The organism is Marinobacter pelagius (genome assembly GCF_003315345.1).
Taxonomy (GTDB): Bacteria; Pseudomonadota; Gammaproteobacteria; order Pseudomonadales; family Oleiphilaceae; genus Marinobacter; species Marinobacter pelagius_A.
Map to the genome: position 1 here is coordinate 70,199 of NZ_QNRO01000004.1, position 21,495 is coordinate 91,693.

Below are 21,495 nucleotides of genomic sequence, written 5' to 3' on the forward strand. Positions count from 1 at the left end.
GAAACGGATTCTGTTCGATGCGCATACTGCTGGTAGAAGATGACCACCCGCTTGCCCGCACCATGCTGGACATGCTGCGGGAAGACCAGGACACCGTGGACTGGCTGGATGATGGCCAGCAGGCACTCAACGCCCTGGCCGAGGAGCATTTCGATCTGGCCATACTGGACCTGACCCTGCCACGGGTGGATGGTCTCGATATCGTCCGGCGTACCCGGCAACGGGGCAACCAGACGCCGATTATTATCCTCACCGCCCGGGCCGACCTCACCGAGAAGCTGCAGGGGCTGGATGCCGGTGCTGACGACTACCTGACCAAGCCTTTTGCGATGGCAGAGCTGAAGGCACGCATCCGGGCCGTCACCCGCCGGGGGCGGACTGACAGCTCATCCGCCGGGCTCCGTGTTGGCCGTCTGACCCTGAACCCGGACACCGGACACCTCGCTATTGACGGAGACAGCGTCACCCTGCCCCGCAGCGAATTCCAGATCCTGCACTACCTGATGCGCCATCCGGATCAGGTTGCCACACGACGACGGCTTGAGGAGCAATTGTACGGTTGGGAGCAAGGTGCAGAGAGCAACGCCCTGGAAGTCCATATCCATCACCTCCGACGCCGGGTTGGCAAAGCGACCATCCGCACCGTGCGCGGCGTCGGCTACCTGCTCGACAGCCAGGCGGCGGGAGAAGCTCAATGTCCCTGACCCGTACCCTGACGTTGTTGATCACCACCACCGTGCTGTTCATCGCGCTGGTGGCCGCGGGATGGAGTTATCTGGAAAGCGATCACGAACTGGAGGAACTGTTTGACGCGGAACTGGCTCAAAGCACCCGAATCGTGCAGGGTCTGGTTCAGCATCTGGCGGATACCCAATCCCTCGATCAACTCTCGTCGATTCTGGAAGAAACGCTCCGGCTACCTGACAACGGCGTTCCCGACGCCGAGCTGGACAGCGATAATGACGAGATCCTGCCTGGCGGGATCGGGCACAAATACGAGAAAAAAATTGCCTTTGAAGTCTGGTCACAACAGGGCAATCCGTTGCTTGATACCCTGACTGCAGACGACAGCCTGGGCCTGGATCCCGGTTACGCCTGGGTCGAGTCCTCCGGTCATCGCTGGCGCACCTTCACACTAAAGGATCCGGCAACCGGATTCTGGATCCGTACCGCCCAGCGCGAGGACATCCGTCAGGAACTGAGCCAGGAACTCGCCCTCGGCAATGTCCTGCCCCTCTTGTTGGCGCTGCCACTGATGGTGCTGGCCGCCATTTCAGCCATTCAGTTCAGCTTCCGCCCCCTGCGCCGGCTGGAAAAACCGGTGCGCAACATGGCCCCCGAGCGCATCCATCCCCTCGATGACCGTCAAGCGCCCCGGGAAGTGGTCGGTCTGGTTCAGGCAGTCAATGGGCTCCTGAAGCGGCTGAACCAGGCCCTGGAGCGGGAACGGAGGTTCTCCGCCGATGCCGCCCATGAACTGCGCACCCCATTGGCGGCTCTGCGTCTGAACCTTGAAAGACAGGCCGAACGTCACCCGGGTGAATTCGACGAACTCACCGCCGCCGTTGACCGGATGGTGCACCTGGTGGAACAGATGTTATTGCTGAGCCGGGTCGACGCCGGTACCGACTTCGTGCCGGAGGACCGCAACCTGGCCGAAATTGTGGAGCAGAGCATCGCCGACGTGGCACCACTGGCGCTGAAAAAGCAGATCGAGCCGGAGCTGGATAATGAGTGTGTGCTGGCGATGGTGTCCTGCCACAGCGCCCTGATCAACAGTCTGATGCGTTCACTGCTCGCCAATGCGATCCAGTACAGTCCCGAACACACCACCATTACCACCCGCCTCACGCCCTCTGGCAACGGCTTTCATATCGCGGTTTGTGACCAGGGACCGGGCATTCCGCCGGAAGAGCGGGAGCGCGCCCTCAGCCGGTTTGTCCGGCTGGACCAGCGGCTTGGTGGCGGCGCGGGGCTGGGGCTGGCCATTGCCCGCCGCATTGCCGAGCTCCATGGCGGCCAACTGACCCTGAGCGACCGGCCGGACGGAAAAACGGGCCTGTGCGTCAATATCTGGCTGCCGGCAAAATCTGCCTCTGAAGATACGGGGTTCCGGGATCAAAGGCCGTTGGCCAGCCGTTGATTGAGGGTCAGTTGTCCACCGTAAACGAGACAATCCGGGACAGATGACTCACCGGCAGACCGGTCTCCCGGTGCCACCGGTTGAACGCTTCCTGAACCTGGGTCAGACCTTTCTTGCTGGTTGGTGAGGCATCGAGGATACCGGCGCGGGTCAGTGCCGTGACCACATCCCGGGACAGGATGAAGCCATCCCAGCCGACCCGTCGGAGAAAGTACTGGGCGGTATTACCACCCAGACGGGCACCGTTGCGTTTGAGCCATATGAGCAAACCGACCTGATCGTCCTGGGGCCATTGAGCCAGGAAGTTGCCGAAGCTGCCGTGATCCCGCGCGGCGTCCATGATCATCCTTGCATTCTCCGGCACGGTCCGGATTTTCTGCATGTTGCGCACGATGCGATCATCGGCGGCCAGCTCCTCCAGTACTTCCGGCGGCACCTGCTGCCAGTAGGCCGGCACAAAGCCATGAAACGCCGCTTCAAAGTCCGGCCATTTGTTCTCGATAACCCGCCAGACAAAGCCGGCCTTGAACACGCACCGGGTCACCTCGGACAGGTAGCGATCATCACCGGTGGCTTCCAGCACACCCGGCCCCGGCAGTTTCGGCAACCGTGCCTTCAGGGCCTGTTCACCACCCTTGCGCATCAGTGCCTGGTCATGGAACTCCGAGAATGGCGGAATCTTTGCGGTACTCATTGTTGTCACACTCAACGGGGAAATGATGGTCAGGAACGAACCGGCACGAACACCGGGGCGCCGTCGACTTCGACAGTCATCAGGGTCTGGTTATACAGGCTCTCCAGCGCCGACGGTACCAGCATTTCCCGGGCCGGTCCCCAGCATGCCTCACCGGAGGGATACATCAACAGCAGATGATCGCACCAGCGGGCGGCCAGGTTCAGGTCATGCAGGCACATGAACACCGCCCGGCCCGCTTCGGCATGCCCGGAAAGCAGGCGCATCACCGCCACCTGATGATGCAGGTCCAGGTGGTTACTCGGTTCGTCCAGCAGCCATATATCGGGCGCCTGGGTCATCAGGGTGGCAATGGCAACACGCTGGCGCTCACCACCGGACAGGGTACTGACCAGCCGGTCCCGAAGGTGCCCGACATCCAGTGCCTGCAATGCCCGTTCGGCAATCGCGATGTCCTCGCCGCTTTCCATTTGCCAGGAAGACAACCAGGGGTGGCGGCCGATCAGGGCGGTCTCCAGTACTGTCGCCGGGAAGCCATCCTGCCGGTCCTGGAACACCAGGCCCAGCTGCTGTGATACCGACTTCCGTTTCAACGAACCCAAAGCCCGGCCATCCAGCAGGACCTCGCCACGGTGGGGCGCCCGCAGTCCCGCCAGCGTATGCAGCAACGTTGTCTTGCCCACGCCGTTGGGACCCAGCACGCCCCAGACCTGACCGGGCTGGACCTCCAGGTTCAGGGGAGATCCCGGGGCGCGGCCGGGGATATCGATGATGAGGTTGTCGGTGGTCAGCGCAGTCATTACCGGCTCCGGTACAGCAGATACAGAAAGGTGGGAACGCCAATCAGGGCGGTGATCACACCCACCGGCAACTGCTCCGGGGCAATCACCACCCGGGCCAGGGTGTCCGCCAGCACCAACAATGTGCCGCCCGCCAGCGCACAGGCCGGCAATATCATCCGCTGGTCATTACCCAGCGCCAACCGGAGCATGTGCGGCACCACCAACCCGACAAAACCGACCGCCCCGGCCATGGTCACGGCGGTGGCGGTCAGCAGGCTGGCAACCAGATAGATCAGCCACTCCAGCGACCGGACCGACACCCCGAGGGCCGCCGCCTGCAAGGATCCCCGGGCCAGAACGTTGAGGCTTCGGCCCAAGGGAAACACCAACAGGCAGACCAGAACCAGCACCGCCAGGCCCGGCCAGGGTTGGCCGGCATGGGACAGATCCCCCATCAGCCAGTACAGCATACCCGGCAAACGACTCGCCGGTGACATGGCCAGGATCAGGGTAATCATCGCGCCCCAGCCGGCGGCCACCACCACGCCGGTGAGCAACAACCGTGATGGTGTCCAGCTGCCGCTGCCATGGGCCAGGCCAAACACCAGCAGGGTTGCCAGCATGGCGCCGGCAAAGGCAGACCCTGAAATGAGGAATCCGGCTGCTCCGGCCAGCATGGCCAGTAACGCGCCCACGGCGGCGCCACCGGAGAGGCCGAGCACGTAGGGATCGGCCAGGGGATTACGGAGCAACACCTGCATCAGGGCACCGGCCACCGCCAGCAGGCCGCCAGTGGCAAAAGCGCTGAGGGTTCGTGGCAGCCGGAGATCCAGAATCAACGTCCGGTGTAGCTCACTGCCGCCACCGACCAGCACCGACAGGGTATCCCCGATGCCAAGATCGGCACTGCCGACGCTCACCGAAACCAGCATGGCGGCCAGCGCCACCAGTGCCAGCGCGGCCAGCGGCCGGAAAAGATCAGAGACGGGCACGAGCCTGCTCCAGGATGCCACATAACTCCCGGGCACCTTCCAGCATGCGGAAGGTGGGACGTTGCAGAAGCGACGGGGACACAAGGTAGAGATTATCGCGGGCCACGGCAGTAACAGATGGAAATCTCTGCCAGCTTGCCAGCCAACCGCGATCGGAGTCACCGCGACCGGCGGTGACGATCACCTCCGGCTCGGTAGCCAGCACCGTTTCCACGGAGATCCGGGGTACCAGCCTGGGCAGATCGGCAAACACATTGGTGCCGCCGCACAGAGCAATGGCCTTGCTGATCAGCTCGTCGCCGTTGATGGTCATCAGCGGCTGGTCCCAGACCTGGTAGAACACCCGCACCGAAGCTGAGTCCCGGTAGGTTGCCTGCAGCGTGGAAATACCTTGCCGGAACTCCGCCGCTGCGCGCTCGGCAACCGGCGTATGGCCGGTCAGCCGGCCCAGGCTTTCCACGGCCCGGGCGATGTCCTCGAACTCCCGGGGGGCGAGCCAGAACACCGGTACACCCAGCTTGGCAAGCCGGTCCAGCTGGGCCCGGGAATTGCCGTCGATCCAGGCCACCACCAGATCCGGCTTCAGGCTGACGATGGCTTCGAGGTCGAGGCGATTGCTGTCGCCCACCTGCGGCAGCTCCGCCGCCGGCGGCGGATAATCGCTCCAGGCACTGACGGCGACCACCGAGTCGCCGGCACCGGCGGAGAACAGCAGTTCCGTGGCGCCCGGAGAGAGAGAAACGACGCGCTCGGCCGGCTCAGGCAGGCAGACGTTCCGATCAAGAGCATCCTCGGAGCACACCTGCGCCGCAGATAAACCCCCGGGCACCAGAAAAAGCGACGCAAGAAGACTAATTACAGCTTTGCGTATACGCATTGATCGTCAAGTCCCCGAGCCGAGAAAGCCGTTACCGAACAAAGTCGTATCGAACGGAAAGTAACGCCGTTCGTCCTGCACTGATGTAATTACGGCTGCCGTCGTACTGAGCCAGCGCATACTCATTATCCAGCACATTGTCGATGGAAGCCGAGATCTGCCAACCTCCGTCGAAACTTATACCTGCTCGCACATTCCAGACAGCATAGCCGGGGATCCGGATACGACTGAACACTTCATCAAACCGGTGGCTCTCAGCCCGGACACTCGTTCCTGCATACCAGCGACCAAAGTCCTTATCAACATCAACTCGAATGCTCTGCTCGGGACGGCGAATCAGTTGAGAGCCATCCTCCCGATTGACGAAGTCACCCAGGCTGGCTACTGCTTTCGTGCGCCAGCCATCCCGTTGCCATCCAACCAGAAGCTCCATACCCTTTAGCCGGGCCTTCTCTACGTTGAGTGGCTTCCCAGCCTGACTGTCATAAACAATCAGGTTGTCGACCTCGCTGTGATAAATCGCTGCATCCCAAAACCAGTTCTGGTAGTTACCTTCCAGGCCAGCTTCAAAACTAATCGACTCCTCGGGTGCGAGATCGGGATTACCGAACCCGAAAGGGTAATAAAGGTCGTTGAATGTCGGCGCCTTGAAAGCAGTTCCCGAACTCAACCGAATACGGTGATGGGAATCAAATTGGTAGCCATATGCGACACCCCAGGTTTCATGAGTTCCATAGGCTTCGTTGTCATCACGTCTTGCGCTCAGATGCAGGTCCGATGGCCCGAAGGTCAGAAGGGCCTGGCCAAATAAGGCATCATTGGCCCGGCTCGTCTCGACATAATTGGTCGAAGCTTCAACCTGGTCGGTCATGGTCTCGGCACCGACAACGAACTCGTGTACCCCTGCAGTCAGCCAGTTTTCAATACGGGATGTGCGGGTTTTGGTCGTGACCTCAAAGGGAAAAGCACCGTAATCGTCAAGGACATCCCTCGCGTCCGAAAATTTCAGCGATGTGCGCCAGTTCTCCGTAACCGGGACGTCAACTCCAACCCCGGCGACTTGAAGCACAAAGTCGTTGTAACCACCCTCATACTCTGCGGAGCCCTCGGCACCAAGATATGTGACATTGGTGCGAATACCATTGGTGAATTCATGGCTGGCGCTAAAAGTCCCCGAATTACTGTCGTAGGGCTTATCCTCACCTCCTTCGATAACTGGAGCGCCTTCTGTGCGAAAGCGGTTAACCCCGACATTCAGCGCGCTGTGGTCATCTATGGAAGAAAAGCCCGCCGAATAGTTTTGCGTATCCAGATTGCCAGCACTGGTCTCCACCCAACCCCGGGTTCCTTCACTCTCGGGCATCGTAAAGGCCTGAACAACGCCACCCATGGCATCCGAGCCATACAAACTGCTGCTGCTCCCCCGGACAATCTCCACTCGGCTGATCAGCTGGGGGGGCAGAAACTGCCAGGCAGGAGAACCGGTTGTTGCTGATCGGATGCGAATCCCGTTTACCAGGAGCACCGTGGCATCGGATTCATGGCCCCGAATAAAAACCGTAGTCTGTTTTCCCAGCGCACCATTACCGGATATCGCAATGCCCGGCTGGGAAGCCAGTACATCCTGGAACTCCAGTGGTTGCCACTTATCGATCTCTCGCTCACTGATTTCAGCGACAGAAGACAGGCCTTCACCAATGGTTTCAGGCCCCACTGTGGCAGTCACCACAATCGGATCAAGCGCCTCATCGTCCGAGGACTGGGCGGAAACCGCCATTGGCAATGCAGCGATGGACACACCGGCCACCACGACAGGAAAAGGAAACTTCAACATAGGGTTTTCTCCGCAAACCGCGCGCACCCGCACGGGAATCAGGTTTCGGTTGCGGAAAAGACATGGGGCAGGCGGAGACGGATTGGGACTGGAGCTACCGGAATTCGCCCACCCAAGCCGCCCACCGCAACTCCTGGTGTTTTTCCAGGCCGGTCTCCGGGCTTGCAGGCGGAACCCAAGTGGTTCCCGGACAATCACCTTCCCATGCCAGAGGCACAGTGGCGCATTTGATTGCCGTTTTCCTGCTTACCGTTGCGGGGGCAGCATCGGAATTGCCCTGGCGAACCAGGCTCACCGATTTCCCGTTTCACCCGTCGCGCTTCGCGACGGACACCTGAAAAAAGTGCGGCAAGGCTAGCAACCCTCCGCAAAGTGGTCAACGAAATCTATCAAAGGCTGTCGTGGCCAGCTCCTCTGCCGGTTGCTATAGTCCTTGATTAACAATAACTTTCAGACTTCATCCAGGGCGCACCAGGGAGCAATATGCAGGCGGAACTCATTGATATCCGGAACCACATGGCCCAGTATCCTCCGTTCGATGAAATGCCGGAAGAACTGATGGATCAGGTGGTCGGTGGCGTTGAAGTGGAGTATTTCCGTGCCGGCACCCAGATTCTGGAATTCGGACAGGACAACACCTGGCTCTACTACATTCGCAGCGGCGCCGTGGAGATTTTCCGGCGCTCTGGTGAACTCTATAACCGGATCGGCGAAGGTGACATCTTTGGCCAGTTCGGCCTGTTAATGAACAAGACCGTGCGTTTTCCCGCCAAGGCGCTCGAAGATACCCTCGTCTACCGGATCCCCGAGGCCACATTCCAGTACCTGTTCGAGAACGATGACGGCTTCGCCGACTTTGTCGAGACCGAGGACCGGAGCCGCCTGCGCTCGGCGCTGTCCCGGCGGGAGAAGTCCAACGACCTGATGACCTCCAAGGTCACCCGGCTGATTGCCCGCACTCCGGTCTCGGCGCCTTGCACGGTTCGGCTGCAGGAGGCGGCCCGGATCATGACCGACCAGGGTGTTTCCGCGCTGCTGCTGATGGACGAGAGCGGCGAACACCCCATACTCAAGGGCATCATCACCGACCGGGACCTGCGGACCCGGGCCGTTACCGAAGCCCTCCCCTCGGAAACTCCCATCAGTGACATCATGTCCGAGGGTCTCATCACCATTCGCGCCAGCGCCTACATATTCGAAGCCATGCTCATGATGCTGCACAACAACGTGCATCACCTGCCGGTCATGGATAAAGACGAGGTGCGGGGCGTGATTGCGCTATCTGACATCGTGAAATACGAGAGCCAGAGCAGCCTGTACCTGGTCAGCAATATCTATCACCAGAATGACGTCAAAGGCCTGAAGAAAATCAGCCGGGATGTGCCGGATACCTTTGTGCGCATGGTGAACGAGGACGCCAACTCCCACATGATCGGCAGCGCCATGGCCGGCATCGGCCGGAGCTTCACCCAGCGGCTGCTGGAACTCGGCGAGGAAAAACTGGGGCCACCGCCGATACCTTACTGCTTCATGGCATTGGGCTCCATGGCCCGGGACGAGCAGCTGGTGGTGACCGACCAGGACAATGCCATGATCCTGGACGACAGCTTCGTGCCCGAAGAACACGACGAATATTTCCTGGCGCTGGCGAAGTTTGTCAGCGACGGCCTCGCAGAGTGCGGCTACACGTACTGTACCGGCGAGATCATGGCCACCAACCCGAAGTGGCGTCAGCCGCTGCGGGTGTGGAAGGGCTATTTCACCGACTGGATCGAGAACCCCAAGGCCGAAGCGCTGCTGAACAGCAATATCTTCTTTGACCTGGACGGCATCCACGGCAACACCGGGTTCGCAGAAGAACTGAAAGCGCTGGTGGCGGAGAAGGCCAGCCACAGCCAGCGCTTCCTCACCCTGTTGGCGCGCAATGCCCTGAACCGCACGCCGCCTCTCGGCTTTTTCCGCACCTTCGTTCTGGAGGAGGACGGTCAACACCGCAAGACTTTCAACCTGAAACGGCGAGGCACTGCACCGCTGTCCGACCTGATCCGGGTCCATGCCCTGGCCTGCGGATCCCGGGCCCAGAACTCGTTCGAACGTCTCAAGGTCATCGGCCAGACCAAGCTGCTCTTGGAAGATGATCTCGGCAACCTGCGGGATGCCCTCGAGTTCATCTCCATCGTTCGTATCCGGCATCAGGCCCTGGCCATCGAGGATGGCCGGAAGCCCGACAATAACGTGCGACCCGAGGACCTGTCACCGTTCGAACGCAGTCACCTGAAGGACGCCTTCCAGGTGGTCAGCAACGCCCAGAAGTTCCTGCGTTTCCGCTACAACGCCCAGGTAGGTCGCAATGCCCAGTAATCCGGAAGGCCAGTCGAACACCCCGAAACCCACCTGGCCGGAGCAGTACCGGGAGCTCGCCCAACAGGCAAAGTCACCATTGCTCAAGGCCTTCTACGAAGCCGGCTGCGTCGACCCGGACATGCCGATGTCGGACGTTCCCCTGGTGGCGCTGGATTTCGAGACCACGGGACTTGATCCGAACGAACACTCCATCGTCAGTGTCGGGCTGGTGCCCTTTACCCTGGGCGGGATCCAACTGGGCCGTTGCTGGCACCAGGTGGTGCGCCCGCAACTGCCCCTGCATCAGACCTCCATCGAAGTGCATGGCATCACCCACTCCGACATCGACAAGGCCCCGGACCTCAACGAGGTATTGGACAAGCTGTTCAGCTACCTGAATGGCCGCATCCCGGTGGTCCATTACCGGGACATCGAGCGGCCGTTTCTCAATGTGGCACTACAGTGGCGGCTGGGCGAAGGCATCCGCTTTCCGGTCATCGATACCATGGCCATCGAGGCTCACCTGCACCCGGACCGGCGACCGACCCGCTGGCAACGGTTGCTGGGGAAGAAGCCGGTATCGATCCGGCTGGCTGACAGCCGTCAGCGCTACGGACTGCCCCATTACGCCTCCCACAATGCGCTGATTGATGCCATTGGCACCGCAGAGCTTCTACAGGCCCAGATTCACCACCATTTCGGACCGAACACGCCGGTCAAGGACCTGTGGCTCTGACCACACCATCAGGCGTTACCGCCGGTGACTTCGTCAAAATAGTCCCCGTAGCCTTCAGCCTCCATCTGCTCCAGGGGAATGAAGCGAAGCGCCGCTGAGTTCATGCAATAACGCAGTCCGGTGGGAGCCGGTCCGTCATTGAAGACATGCCCCAGGTGCGAGTCGGCATACCGGCTACGGATCTCGGTGCGGGTCATCCACAGTGTCCTATCCTCCTTTTCCACCACCGCATCCTCGTGAATGGGCCTGGTGAAACTGGGCCAGCCAGTACCCGATTTGTACTTGTCCCGGGATGAGAACAACGGCTCCCCGGACACAATATCGACATACAGTCCCGGCTGCTTATTATCCCAGTAGGGATTGTTAAAGGCCCTTTCGGTTCCGTCTTGCTGGGTAACCTCGTACTGGATATCCGTGAGGCGCTTTTTCAGGGTTTCCTGATCGGGCTTCTCAAAGGTTTGCGGGTCAAAGCCTTTGCCCTTGGTATCCGGTTCCATGGCTGCTGCGGGCCGGAACTTCGAGAAATCCAGCTCATAATTCTCGCCATAGACCTTCTCGATGAACTGATAGCGGCCGGAGTTGAAGGTATAGAATTTGTAGCGCAGCGGGTTTTTCTTGTAATAGTCCTGGTGATACTTCTCTGCCGGATAGAAGGTTTCCAACGGGACGATTTCAATCACCACCGGCTTGTCATAGATACCCGAAGCCTCCAGTTCCTGCTTGGCGGCCTCGGCCAGACGCTTCTGCTCGTCATTGTGGTAGAAGATCGCTGGCCGGTACTGTTTGCCCCGATCGACGAACTGGCCATTGGCGTCGGTGGGATCCATCATCCGCCACAGGCCCTGCAACAGCCCCTCGTAGGTCATCTCATCCGGATCGTAGTAGACCTGCACCGCCTCGGTGTGACCGGTGCTGCCAGAAGATACCTGCTCATAGGTGGGATTCTCGACACTGCCGCCGGCGTAACCGGAGACGGCCTCCACCACCCCGGGCACTTTCTCGTAGCCCGCCTCCACACACCAGAAGCAGCCGCCGGCAAACGTGGCCACAGCCAGGTCCGGATCGTCGGGGGCAAACTCGGTATCGTGCTTGTCTGCTGAGGCAAGAGACGTGTAAGCCCCCCCTGCCACAACCAGGGACAGCACGAGGGCAAAACCTGAGATCCTGCGTTTCATGGTGTTTCTCCTGTGATTGAAGCCATGCTGTCAGGCTAAACCTGTGACTTCACGAAATCGTTCACAGAGTATTACGAATCTATAACAGCGTGGATTTTCGAGGCATTACCTGGTTTCGGCAGCCGGCAACCAGACCTGAAACTCGGCACCGGTTGGCTCAAGGTTACGGACGTCGATGCGGCCCTTTTGAAGTTCCACCATACGACGGGCGATGGCCAGGCCCAGGCCCGCATGACCGGCATTTACTGCCCCGGTACCCTGGTAGAAAGGCTCGAACAGGTGGGTTCGATCTTGCGGGTGGATGCCGGTACCGGCATCCGCGACCGTCAGCATTACGGCATCGCCGTCCTGACGAACAGCCAGGGCAACGTCGCTGTTGGAAGGGGCGTGGGCGATGGCGTTACTAATCAGATTGTCTAGGACACGCTCAGTCATGGCAATGTCTGCCAGCGCCATGACCCCGTCAGCATGGGTAATTCGAAGCCGTACCGAGGTACGCTCCGACTCGGGCTGATGTTTCTGGACCACATCATGCACCAGTTCAGCCATCATGAAGGGTTCCGGCGACGGCTGTTTCTCCCGCGCTTCAAGCGCCGCCAACTCGAACAATTCTTCCACCAGCCGGCCCAGTCGCCAGGTTTCCGCCAGTGCCACGTCTAGGAAACGGGCTCGCTCCAAAGGCTCCAGATCCGCCTGTTTCATCTTCAGGGTCTCCAGATAGCCCTGAATTGACGCCAGTGGCGTGCGCAGGTCGTGGGAGACCTGAGCCACCATCTGGCGACGCTGGTGATCCTTTTCTTTCAGCAGGTCGACCTGGGCAGCGATACGGCTGGCCATGTGTTCAAACCGTGCCGCCAGGTAATCGATGTCGTCCCCGGCGGAGACTATGGTTTCCCTGTTCTCCGTAACCAGAACCTCGCCGTTTATTTCGAAGTTTTCCACCCGTTCGGTCAACCGGGACAGTCTCCGGGTCAGCAAGTGGAAAAACACCAACCCTGCCAGCAGACCAACGACCAGACTGATTGCCAGCGCACCCGCCCCCATCTGCAGCAACTGATTGCTATGGACCATGCTCTCGGCAAGGTCATATTCCTCGCCCCGGAGCACCACATACAGATAACCCGAACGATCATTCTCAAAGGGCACGGTGGTTACCGAAAATACCTTGCGGCGATCGTGACTGCGAGGGTCATCACCCGGCAGTGGAAACGCGTCGGGGTGCGCCAGCAAAGCCCGGATCGGCTCTAGTGACACGCGATTGCGCTTGATCTTGTTGGGGTCGGCGGAGTAGGAAAGAATCCGGCCATCCGGGCCGAGCAGGTAGATCTCGATGCCGGGATTGATGGTCATGTACAGGTCGAACAGTTCTTTCAGAGCTTCCTGGTCGAGCTGACCATCAGTCACCAGATTACGGTCGGCAACCAGATTGCGGGCCAGGTCGCGATTAAGTTCCTGATTGACCGCTGCGGTGTACTCGCGAACGGAATAAAGGCTAAGGACCGTGAACAGGCCGCCAACAATGACCAGCAGCAGAAACAGACCCAGCGCCAGCCGGGCGTAAAGTGTGCGGAACAGTGACAGGGCCATGGATCAGTCCATAAACCGGTAACCGACACCCCACACCGTCTGAATGTAACGGGGCTGGGCGGGATCGGCCTCGATCTTGTTCCGGAGCCGATTGATGTGGGTGTTTACGGTATGCTCGTAGCCTTCATGATTGTACCCCCAGACTGCATCCAGCAGCTGGGCGCGGCTGAATACCCGGCCCCGGTGGCGGGCAAAATGCCAGAGCAGATCAAATTCCCTGGCGGTCAGGTCAACTTCCCGGCCCCGGACAAAGACGCGGTGTCGCACCGGATCAATACAAAGCTCCTCGATAACCAGCTCCTCCGCCTCGGGTTGTTCTGACGTTCCCACGGACATGGCATCGACGCGCCGGAACAGGGCCTTGATGCGGGCCGCCAGTTCCGCCACGCTGAATGGCTTGGTCAGATAATCATCCGCCCCCATCTCAAGGCCCAGGACCCGGTCCAGCTCGGAACTCTTGGCCGTGAGCATCAATACCGGGACATACCCGGCGCCAGACCGGATTTCCCGGCATACCGCGAGCCCGTCCATCCCGGGGAGCATCAGATCCAGGATCACAAGATCTATCCCGCCCTGGCGGAAACGCTCCAGTCCCTCGTCGCCCCGGCCGACAAGAATGGCCCGCATGCCCAGGTCGGTCACCTGCATACGCACTAGCTCGCCGATACCGGGGTTATCCTCAATGATCAGTACGGTTCGTGTCATCTCGGCCTGGTCCTTTCACTCCATGGATACCAGTGTAGCGCCAAGAATTCACAAAACCTTCACGCAGAGACTGGCGACCTCAATTCTCCAGAAAGCCTGCCAGTCGCTCTCGAACAATGGCATGGGCTTCGGTCATGATCCGGTCGATCAGTTCGTCGCAGCTGGGAACATCGTGGATCAGTCCGGCCACCATGCCGCAACTCCAGGCCGCCTCGTCCATGCGCCCCTCATGCAGTACCAGCTTGCCCTTGGCGCCGGTCACCAGATGGCGGATATCGTCGATCTTGGTGTCGTTGCCCTTCTCGGCTTCGATGCGGATGATTTCATCCACGGCCCGGTTGCGCAGGACCCGCTCGGTGTTCCGGAGCGGCCGCATGATCAGCCGGGTCTGCAGTTCGTCCGAGTCGACGATGGTCTGTTTCACCCGCTCGTGGATCGGGGCTTCCCGGGTGGCCAGGAAGCGGGTCCCCATGTTCATGCCCTCCGCGCCCAGCGCCATGGCCGCCACCAGGCTGCGGCCATCGGCCATGCCACCGGAGGCCACGAAGGGAATGGTCAGCTCCTCCGCCGCCCGGGGCAGCAGGATGAAATTGGGAATATCGTCCTCGCCCGGGTGCCCGGCGCATTCAAAGCCGTCAACGCTGACCGCGTCACAGCCGATGCGCTGGGCCTTCAGGGCGTGGCGCACCGAGGTGCACTTGTGAATCACCTTGATACCGGCACTTTTCAGCTGCTCCATGTATTTTTCCGGGCTACGGCCGGCAGTTTCCACGATCTTTACGCCACCGTCGATGATCGCCTGGATGTATTCCGGATAGGGCGGTTCCTTGAACGACGGCAGAAACGTGAGATTGACGCCAAAGGGCTTGTCCGTCATTTCCCGGCAACGGGCAATCTCCCGTGCCAGATCTTCGGGTGTCGGCTGGGTCAGGGCCGTCAGGATACCCAGGCCACCGGCATTGGATACCGCCGCTGCCAGTTCGGCATAACCCACCCAGTGCATGCCACCCTGGATGATGGGGTGCTCAATGCCGAACAGTTCAGTAATTCTGGTCTTCATAGCAGCGTTCTCTTTTTGTCGTTAGAATGAAATCGAATTTGCATAAGAGGTTCCAGTGACAGCCAGAACAACAACCAAAGCGACACCGGCCGACGCGTTCAAACGGGCCCGGCGCATGTGGCTCAAGGGCGAGCGTATCCACCTGGCATCCCTGTCGGACGAACTCCATATCGGCCGGGCCACCCTGTTCCGGTGGGTGGGCAACAAGGACCTACTGATCGGTGAAGTGCTGTGGTCCCTGTACGAACCACTGCGCCTGGAAGCTCTCGCCACTACCCCCGGTGAGGGGGTCGATTACATTGTTGGCGTCTACCGGAAAATCAATTCCACGATCCTGCACTTCGAGCCGTTAAGGCGGTTTATCAACCAGGACCCGGAGTACGCGCTGAGAATCCTCACTTCGTCCCAGTCCACCCTGCACGCCCGGACAGTGGAAGCGAACACCCGCACCCTCAAGGACCAGATCGCACAAGGCAAGATCAACCCGCCCATGAGCGTGGACAGCCTGTCCTACTTCATGGTCCGCCTCGCGGAATCCTGCCTCTACAGCGACATCATCGGCGGGCGCGAGCCCCGGGAGGAAGAGCTGGAGGATGCCTGTACGGCGGTAAGGATTCTGCTTGGGGGCAAGGCCTAAGAAGGGGTCAGAAGAAGGCTTTCTTCAGACCCCGGGCCCGCCCCGGGTTCTGCGTGAAGTCGGGGTCTGATGAACGCTTTCATCTGACCCCTTGTTCAATCCCCGGGTTCAGCGCCCACTCCGCCTCACAGCTGCAGCGACCGCACCTCCAGAAATTCCTCCAGGCCCCACTTGCCGAACTCCCGGCCCAGGCCGGAATGGCCGAAACCGCCGAACGGTGCCAGGGCGTTGAAGGCACCACCATTGACGGTCACCTGACCGGTGCGCAGCTTGCCAGCCACCTGCTTGGCATGAGCATCATCGGCGGACCAGACCGCACCGGACAGACCATACGGTGTGCCATTGGCAATACGGATCGCTTCGGCCTCGTCGTTATACGGAATGATGCTCAGTACCGGGCCGAAGATCTCTTCCTGGGCAATGCGGCTGTCCGGCCGGACGTTGCCAAACACGGTGGCCTTGACGAAGTAGCCCTTGTCACAGCCTTCCGGTGCTTCCGGTCCACCAGCCACCAGGGTGGCACCTTCCTCGATGCCGAGCTTGATGTAATCGATCACCCGGTCACGCTGCTGGGCAGAAGACAGCGGACCCAGGCGGGTGGTTTCCTCGAGGGGGTTGCCCGGGGTCATCTTGGCCACAGCAGCTGCCGCCAGTTCACAGGCCTCATCGTGCTTGTCCGCCGGGACCAGCATGCGGGTCAGGGCGGTACAGGTCTGGCCGGAGTTGAGCAGGCAGTTGTTCACGGTGCCCTTGACCGCACCGGCGAGGTCGGCGTCCGGCAGAATGATCGATGCGGACTTGCCGCCCATCTCCAGGGCAATGCGCTTGAAATCATCGGCCGCAGCATGGGCAATCAGGTGGCCGGTACGGGTGGAGCCGGTGAAGGACACCATGCGCACGTCCGGATGCTTGATCAGGGTATCACCCACGGTCTGGCCCAGACCGCACACCATGTTGAATACACCCTTGGGCAGATCGGTACCGTCCAGGATTTCCGCCAGGATATAAGCGGTCTGGGGGGCGATTTCCGAAGGTTTGAGCACCACGGTGCAACCAGCCGCGATTGCAGGGACGATCTTCAGGATCACCTGGTGCAGCGGGTAGTTCCAGGGAGTGATACAGCCGACCACACCCACCGGTGCGTGTTGCACCTCAGAGTTGCCGGACTGTTCGGTGAACGGGAAATCCGGCAGCAGTTTCAGGTAGGTCTTGGTGACGGCCGCCGGCATGCCTGCCTGGATGGGGGTAGCCAGCTTGATCGGCATGCCCACTTCCCGGCTCACGGTCTCGGCAATCTCCGGCGCCCGCTCCTTCAGCCCCGCGTGCAGCTGTTCCAGCACTTTCAGGCGTTGCTCCAGGGTGCTTTCAGACCAGCTCTCGAACGCGGCATCCGCTGCGGCGATGGCCTGCTCCATTTCTTCACGACCGGAAGCGGGTACGCGGGCAATGACGTCACCGGTGCCGGCCTCATGGACATCGATCAGCTCGCCGCTCCAATCAACCCACTGACCGTTGATGTAATTCTTGCTCAATTCGTTCATGTTCTCCCCCTCAATCAAATACGATCACGCCACGGGCGTTCTTACCGGCCACCATATCATCGAAAGCCTGGGCAGCCTCTTCAATGGGGTAGGTCCGGGTAATCAGTTCATCCAACTTGAGTTTACCGGCCTTGTAAAGCCCCAGGATCCTGGGGAAATCGTGTTGCGGCCGGGCCGAGCCGAGCCAGCTGCCTTTCAGGGTGCGTTCATCGGCGGGCAGCGTCAGGGTGGTCAGTGACGTCTTGTCCTTTGGATCGGCAACCCCCACTACCACGGCGGTACCACCGCGACCGAGACACTTGTAGGCCTGCTCGACGACCGGGCCGGCGCCCACACATTCAAAGGCGTAGTCCACACCGCCGGTGAGTTTCTTAACCGCCTTGGCTGCGTCGTCCACCTCGTTGATGTTGACCGTATGCGTGGCACCAAATTCCCGGGCCATCTCCAGCTTCTTCGGGTTGCTGTCCACCGCCACGATCATCTCGGCGCCGGCAGTGGCACAGCCCTGGATGGCATTCAGACCCACGCCGCCGATCCCGAACACTGCGGCCCGGGAACCGGGTTCCAGTTTCGCGGTGTTGAACACGGCACCAACGCCGGTCATCACCGCACACCCGACCAGGGCGGCGTTCTGCATGGGCACGGTGTCATCCACTTTCACACAATTATCCACATGCATGGTGGCGTATTCCGCCATCACACCGCAGGCCCCGAACACGTTCAGCGACTCACCATCGGCGCCCTTGGTGCGCACGGTGCCATCCGGCAGGGTGAACATGGCCTTGCGGGCGTTCTCACACAACACCGGGCGACCCCGGACACACTGCCGGCACTTGCCACACATGGAAATGAAGGAGCTGACCACGTGGTCACCCTCCTGGAATTGGGTCACCCCTTCTCCCACTTCCACCACAACGCCCGCAGCCTCATGGCCCAGTACCAGGGGCGGCGGATAGGGGATCTTGCCAGTGGTGGCGGACAGATCACTGTGGCACACACCACAGGCCGCAATCTTGATGGTGATCTCACCCCGCTTGGGGCCTTCGACGGTGATGGTCTCGACCTGAACGGGCTGGCCCCATTCCCGGCAGACCACGGCTTTGGCTTGTCTGTCCATTGTTGTTCCCCTTTTTTGTTTAAGGAGGGGTCAGATGAAAGCGTTCATCAGACCCCGGTGGGGTTGGTGAAGGTGAAGATGGGGTCAGATGAAGGCTTTCATCTGACCCCGGATTTAACGTCAACCACTGGGGTCTGAAGAACACCTTCTTCTGACCCCGTCTTCAGGCCTCAGAACGCGTCCTCAACCATGCTCAATGCAGTCTCGTCGACCGCCTCCAAAAGCTCGGCCACATTCACCACACCCGGCAGTTCATACCGGGAAAAATACTCGCAGGCCCTGAGCTTACCCTCATAGAAGGCATCGTCCTGCCCATCCGAGCTTTCCAGGCCTTTTAAGGCCTTCAATCCCTGCCGCAGCCACAGCCAACCCACCACCACTTGCCCTAAGGCATCCAGGTACAGGGTGGCATTGGCCAGCGCTTTTTCCTTGTCGCCATTGGCTTTGACGGTATTGATGACCTTGGTTGCGGCATCAATTGCCTTTACAGCCTGCTCAAGGCGTTCGGCGCTGGATGCCAGTCGCGAATGCGCTCGAGCCTCACCAATGGTTGCTTCGATGCGATTCATCAGCTCCTGGTAAAACCGGCCATCCGCCATGGAGACCTTCCTGCCCAGCAGGTCCAGACCCTGAATGCCGTGGGTGCCCTCGTGAATGGGGTTGAGCCGGTTATCCCGGTAGAACTGCTCCACCGGGTACTCCCGGGTGTAGCCGTACCCGCCGTGCACCTGGATGGCCAGGCTGTTGGCTTCCAGGCAATAGCGGGATGGCCAGGACTTGATGACGGGCGTCAGCAGGTCCAGCAGGCCGGCAGCCAGCTCACGCTGCTCGCCGGTTTCCGCAAACTTCTTCTCGTCCACCAGCATCGCGCCCTGCAGGCACAGCGCCAGGCCACCTTCCACGTAGGCCTTCTGGGCCAGCAGCATGCGCCGGATATCGGCGTGGCGGATCAGCGGCACCTGCGGACTTTGCGGGTCTTTCTCACCAATCGGGCGACCCTGCCGCCGCTCCCGAGCGTACTCCAGGGCATGCAGGTAGCCGGTGTACCCCAGCATCACTGAACCCAGGCCAACCCCGATCCGGGCCTCGTTCATCATATGGAACATGGCGGCGAGGCCCTGGTGTGGCTTGCCCACCAGGTAGCCAACAGCCCCATCCTGCTCGCCGAAGTTGAGCATGGTGGAGGTGGTGCCGCGATAGCCCATCTTGTGAATGAGACCTGCCAGGGCCACATCGTTGCGCTGGCCCAGTGAGCCATCCTCGTTCACCAGGATTTTCGGCACCAGGAACAGGGAAATGCCCTTCACGCCCGGTGGTGCATCCGGCAAGCGGGCGAGCACCATGTGGATGATGTTCTCGCTCAGCTCGTGATCACCGCCGGAGATGTAGATCTTGTTGCCGAACAGCCGGTAGCTGCCGTCGGCCTGGGGCTCGGCACGGGTACGAAGATCGCCGAGAGACGAGCCCGCGTGGGGCTCGGTCAGGCACATGGTGCCGAAGAACCGGCCCGCGAGCATCTGGTCGGCGTAGCGGCTCTTCTGCTCCTCGCTGCCGTGAGCCAGGATCAGGTTGGCGGCCGCAATGGTCAGGCCGGCGTAGCCCTGGGTACCCACATTGGCGCCCTTCAGCAAACCAACGCACATCTGCGCCACCGCTGCCGGCAGCTGCATGCCGCCCCGTTCGTAATCCTGGCTGGCTGCCATCAGGCCGGTACCCTTGAGCACATCCAGAGCCTTGCGGACTTCCGGTCGCATCTCTACTCGGCCGTTTTCAAAGGTGGGTTCTTCCTCGTCCACCAAGCGGGCGTGCGGCGCAAATTCCTCCGCCGCCACCTTCAGGGCCAGGTCCAGCGCCGCCTGCAGGGTCTCGCGATTATGCTCCGAGTACCGTTCAAACCGCAGCACCTGCTCCACGTCGTGCAGCTCATAGAGCTGGAACGCCAGATCCCGGGTGTTGATGATTTTCTGCTGCATGGCGACGCTCCCCCGGATTACACCACTTCAAACAGACCGGCAGCACCCTGGCCGCCACCGATGCACATGGTGATTACCACGTACTTGGCACCGCGACGCTTACCTTCGATCAGGGCATGGCCGGTCTGACGAGAGCCGGTAACACCGAAAGGATGACCAATGGAGATGGAACCACCATTCACGTTCAGCTTCTCCATGGGAATGCCCAGGCGGTCACGGCAATACACCACCTGGGATGCAAACGCCTCATTGAGTTCCCACAGGTCAATATCGTCCATTTTCAGGCCGGCACGCTCAAGCAGACGGGGAATGGCGAAAACCGGACCAATGCCCATCTCATCGGGCTCGCAGCCGGCCACGGCGAAACCACGGAAGATCCCCATGGGCTCGATGTTGTGCTTCTCGGCGTAGGTGCTGTTCATGACGGTACACACCGACGCACCATCAGACAGCTGGCTGGCGTTACCGGCGGTGATGAACTGGTCCGGCCCACGCACGGGTTCCAGGCCAGCAAGGCCTTCGAGGGTTGTGTTCGGACGGTTGCACTCGTCACGGTCCAGGGTCACCTGCTTTTCGCTAACCTCGCCGGTTTCCTTGTCCTTGACCAGCATGGTGGTGTCGAACGGCACGATTTCATCGTCGAACTTGCCGGCTTGCTGGGCGGCCGCTGTACGCTGCTGGGAGATCAGGGAGTACTCGTCCTGGGACTCGCGGCTGACGTTGTAGCGCTTGGCCACAATATCCGCCGTCTCGATCATCGACAGGTACAGCTCAGGCTTGTGCTTCATCAGCCAGTCATTGGTGGCATGAAAACTGTTGATCTTGTCGTTCTGCACCAGCGAGATGGACTCGACGCCCCCCGCGACCATCGCCGGCACCTTCTCGGACACAACGCGCTGGGCGGCAAGGGCAATGGACTGCAAACCGGAACTGCAGAAACGGTTAATGGAAAAACCGGCGGTGGTCACCGGAAGGCCGGCGCGAATGGCCGCCAGGCGGGCAATGTTCCGGCCCTGGGCACCTTCCTGGAAAGCAGCACCCATGATGACATCTTCAACAATGGCCGGATCAATGCCGGCTCGCTCGACCGCATGCTTGATGACATGGCCGGCCATGTCCACGCTGTGGGTGTTGTTCAGGGAGCCCCGGTAGGATTTACCAAGGCCGGTGCGGGCGGTGGAGACGATGACTGCTTCGGACATGATTGTGTTCCCTTGAAGGAGGGGTCAGAAGAACGCGTTCTTCTGACCCCGGAGTTTGGGTGAAGGTAGGGTCAGATGAAAGCTTTCATCTGACCCC

The 21,495-nt window shown here is 60.6% G+C and carries 18 protein-coding genes and 1 riboswitch; of the genes, 5 read left to right on the top strand and 13 right to left on the bottom strand.

Going from position 1 to position 21,495, the window contains the following annotated elements:
- The first annotated feature begins 17 nt into the window (after positions 1-17).
- Together DET50_RS05380 and DET50_RS05385 are read left to right on the top strand one after the other, a co-directional pair.
- Complete coding sequence (locus DET50_RS05380) at positions 18-704, top strand: response regulator transcription factor (protein ID WP_113861851.1); 687 nt, start codon at positions 18-20, stop codon at positions 702-704.
- Positions 695-2,143 (top strand): ATP-binding protein, encoded by a 1,449-nt coding sequence (locus tag DET50_RS05385; RefSeq protein WP_113861852.1) that lies wholly within the window; start codon positions 695-697, stop codon positions 2,141-2,143. Before DET50_RS05380 ends, DET50_RS05385 begins: the two co-directional genes overlap by 10 nt.
- A 7-nt stretch (positions 2,144-2,150) precedes the next feature.
- On the opposite strand, the gene DET50_RS05390 is transcribed toward DET50_RS05385, so the two are convergent.
- The 5 genes from DET50_RS05390 to DET50_RS05410 are packed head-to-tail and all read right to left on the bottom strand — an operon-like array spanning position 2,151 to position 7,322.
- Positions 2,151-2,837 carry a DNA-3-methyladenine glycosylase I gene (locus tag DET50_RS05390; protein WP_113861853.1) on the bottom strand — a complete coding sequence of 229 codons (687 nt, stop codon included), beginning with the start codon at positions 2,835-2,837 and terminating at the stop codon, positions 2,151-2,153.
- Positions 2,838-2,866: 29 nt separating this feature from the next.
- The gene (locus tag DET50_RS05395; RefSeq protein ID WP_113861854.1) at positions 2,867-3,637 is read right to left on the bottom strand and encodes an ABC transporter ATP-binding protein; all 771 of its coding nucleotides are present in this window, start codon (positions 3,635-3,637) and stop codon (positions 2,867-2,869) included.
- Entirely contained in the window at positions 3,637-4,551 is a 915-nt protein-coding gene (locus tag DET50_RS05400) for a FecCD family ABC transporter permease (RefSeq protein WP_113861978.1), read from the bottom strand. Before DET50_RS05400 ends, DET50_RS05395 begins: the two co-directional genes overlap by 1 nt.
- A 46-nt stretch (positions 4,552-4,597) precedes the next feature.
- Positions 4,598-5,488 (bottom strand): cobalamin-binding protein, encoded by an 891-nt coding sequence (locus DET50_RS05405; RefSeq protein ID WP_113861855.1) that lies wholly within the window; start codon positions 5,486-5,488, stop codon positions 4,598-4,600.
- A 31-nt stretch (positions 5,489-5,519) separates the two neighbouring features.
- On the bottom strand, positions 5,520-7,322 hold the full coding sequence (locus DET50_RS05410) for a TonB-dependent receptor domain-containing protein (RefSeq protein WP_113861856.1): 1,803 nt from the start codon (positions 7,320-7,322) through the stop codon (positions 5,520-5,522).
- A gap of 130 nt (positions 7,323-7,452) precedes the next feature.
- A riboswitch (cobalamin riboswitch) is annotated at positions 7,453-7,675 on the bottom strand.
- A gap of 130 nt (positions 7,676-7,805) precedes the next feature.
- On the opposite strand from DET50_RS05410, the gene DET50_RS05415 reads away from it, so the two are divergent.
- On the top strand, positions 7,806-9,683 hold the full coding sequence (locus DET50_RS05415) for a DUF294 nucleotidyltransferase-like domain-containing protein (protein ID WP_113861857.1): 1,878 nt from the start codon (positions 7,806-7,808) through the stop codon (positions 9,681-9,683).
- Positions 9,673-10,401 carry a 3'-5' exonuclease gene (locus DET50_RS05420; RefSeq protein ID WP_113861858.1) on the top strand — a complete coding sequence of 243 codons (729 nt, stop codon included), beginning with the start codon at positions 9,673-9,675 and terminating at the stop codon, positions 10,399-10,401. The genes DET50_RS05415 and DET50_RS05420 overlap by 11 nt, the downstream gene beginning before the upstream one ends.
- Positions 10,402-10,409: 8 nt before the next feature.
- Here the strand turns inward: DET50_RS05420 and msrB are convergent, their stop codons facing one another.
- The 4 genes from msrB to DET50_RS05440 all read right to left on the bottom strand — a co-directional run bounded on the left by msrB (position 10,410) and on the right by DET50_RS05440 (position 14,928).
- Positions 10,410-11,576: a peptide-methionine (R)-S-oxide reductase MsrB gene (gene msrB / locus DET50_RS05425; RefSeq protein WP_113861859.1), complete on the bottom strand. Its 1,167-nt coding sequence runs from the start codon at positions 11,574-11,576 to the stop codon at positions 10,410-10,412.
- A 105-nt stretch (positions 11,577-11,681) separates the two neighbouring features.
- Entirely contained in the window at positions 11,682-13,163 is a 1,482-nt protein-coding gene (locus tag DET50_RS05430; RefSeq protein WP_113861860.1) for a sensor histidine kinase, read from the bottom strand.
- Positions 13,164-13,166: 3 nt separating this feature from the next.
- On the bottom strand, positions 13,167-13,868 hold the full coding sequence (locus DET50_RS05435; protein WP_113861861.1) for a response regulator transcription factor: 702 nt from the start codon (positions 13,866-13,868) through the stop codon (positions 13,167-13,169).
- Between the two features lie 79 nt (positions 13,869-13,947).
- Positions 13,948-14,928 (bottom strand): NAD(P)H-dependent flavin oxidoreductase, encoded by a 981-nt coding sequence (locus DET50_RS05440; RefSeq protein WP_113861862.1) that lies wholly within the window; start codon positions 14,926-14,928, stop codon positions 13,948-13,950.
- Between the two features lie 55 nt (positions 14,929-14,983).
- On the opposite strand from DET50_RS05440, the gene DET50_RS05445 reads away from it, so the two are divergent.
- Positions 14,984-15,565, top strand: coding sequence for a QsdR family transcriptional regulator (locus tag DET50_RS05445; protein ID WP_113861863.1), 582 nt, complete (start codon positions 14,984-14,986; stop codon positions 15,563-15,565).
- A gap of 125 nt (positions 15,566-15,690) precedes the next feature.
- Here the strand turns inward: DET50_RS05445 and DET50_RS05450 are convergent, their stop codons facing one another.
- From DET50_RS05450 to DET50_RS05465, 4 genes are all read right to left on the bottom strand, one after another.
- Positions 15,691-17,106: an aldehyde dehydrogenase family protein gene (locus DET50_RS05450; protein ID WP_113861864.1), complete on the bottom strand. Its 1,416-nt coding sequence runs from the start codon at positions 17,104-17,106 to the stop codon at positions 15,691-15,693.
- 10 nt (positions 17,107-17,116) lie between these two features.
- Complete coding sequence (locus DET50_RS05455) at positions 17,117-18,223, bottom strand: zinc-binding dehydrogenase (RefSeq protein WP_113861865.1); 1,107 nt, start codon at positions 18,221-18,223, stop codon at positions 17,117-17,119.
- Positions 18,224-18,393: 170 nt separating this feature from the next.
- Positions 18,394-20,196 carry an acyl-CoA dehydrogenase gene (locus DET50_RS05460; RefSeq protein WP_113861866.1) on the bottom strand — a complete coding sequence of 601 codons (1,803 nt, stop codon included), beginning with the start codon at positions 20,194-20,196 and terminating at the stop codon, positions 18,394-18,396.
- A gap of 17 nt (positions 20,197-20,213) precedes the next feature.
- Positions 20,214-21,398 carry an acetyl-CoA C-acyltransferase gene (locus tag DET50_RS05465; protein WP_113861867.1) on the bottom strand — a complete coding sequence of 395 codons (1,185 nt, stop codon included), beginning with the start codon at positions 21,396-21,398 and terminating at the stop codon, positions 20,214-20,216.
- Positions 21,399-21,495: the final 97 nt, after the last annotated feature.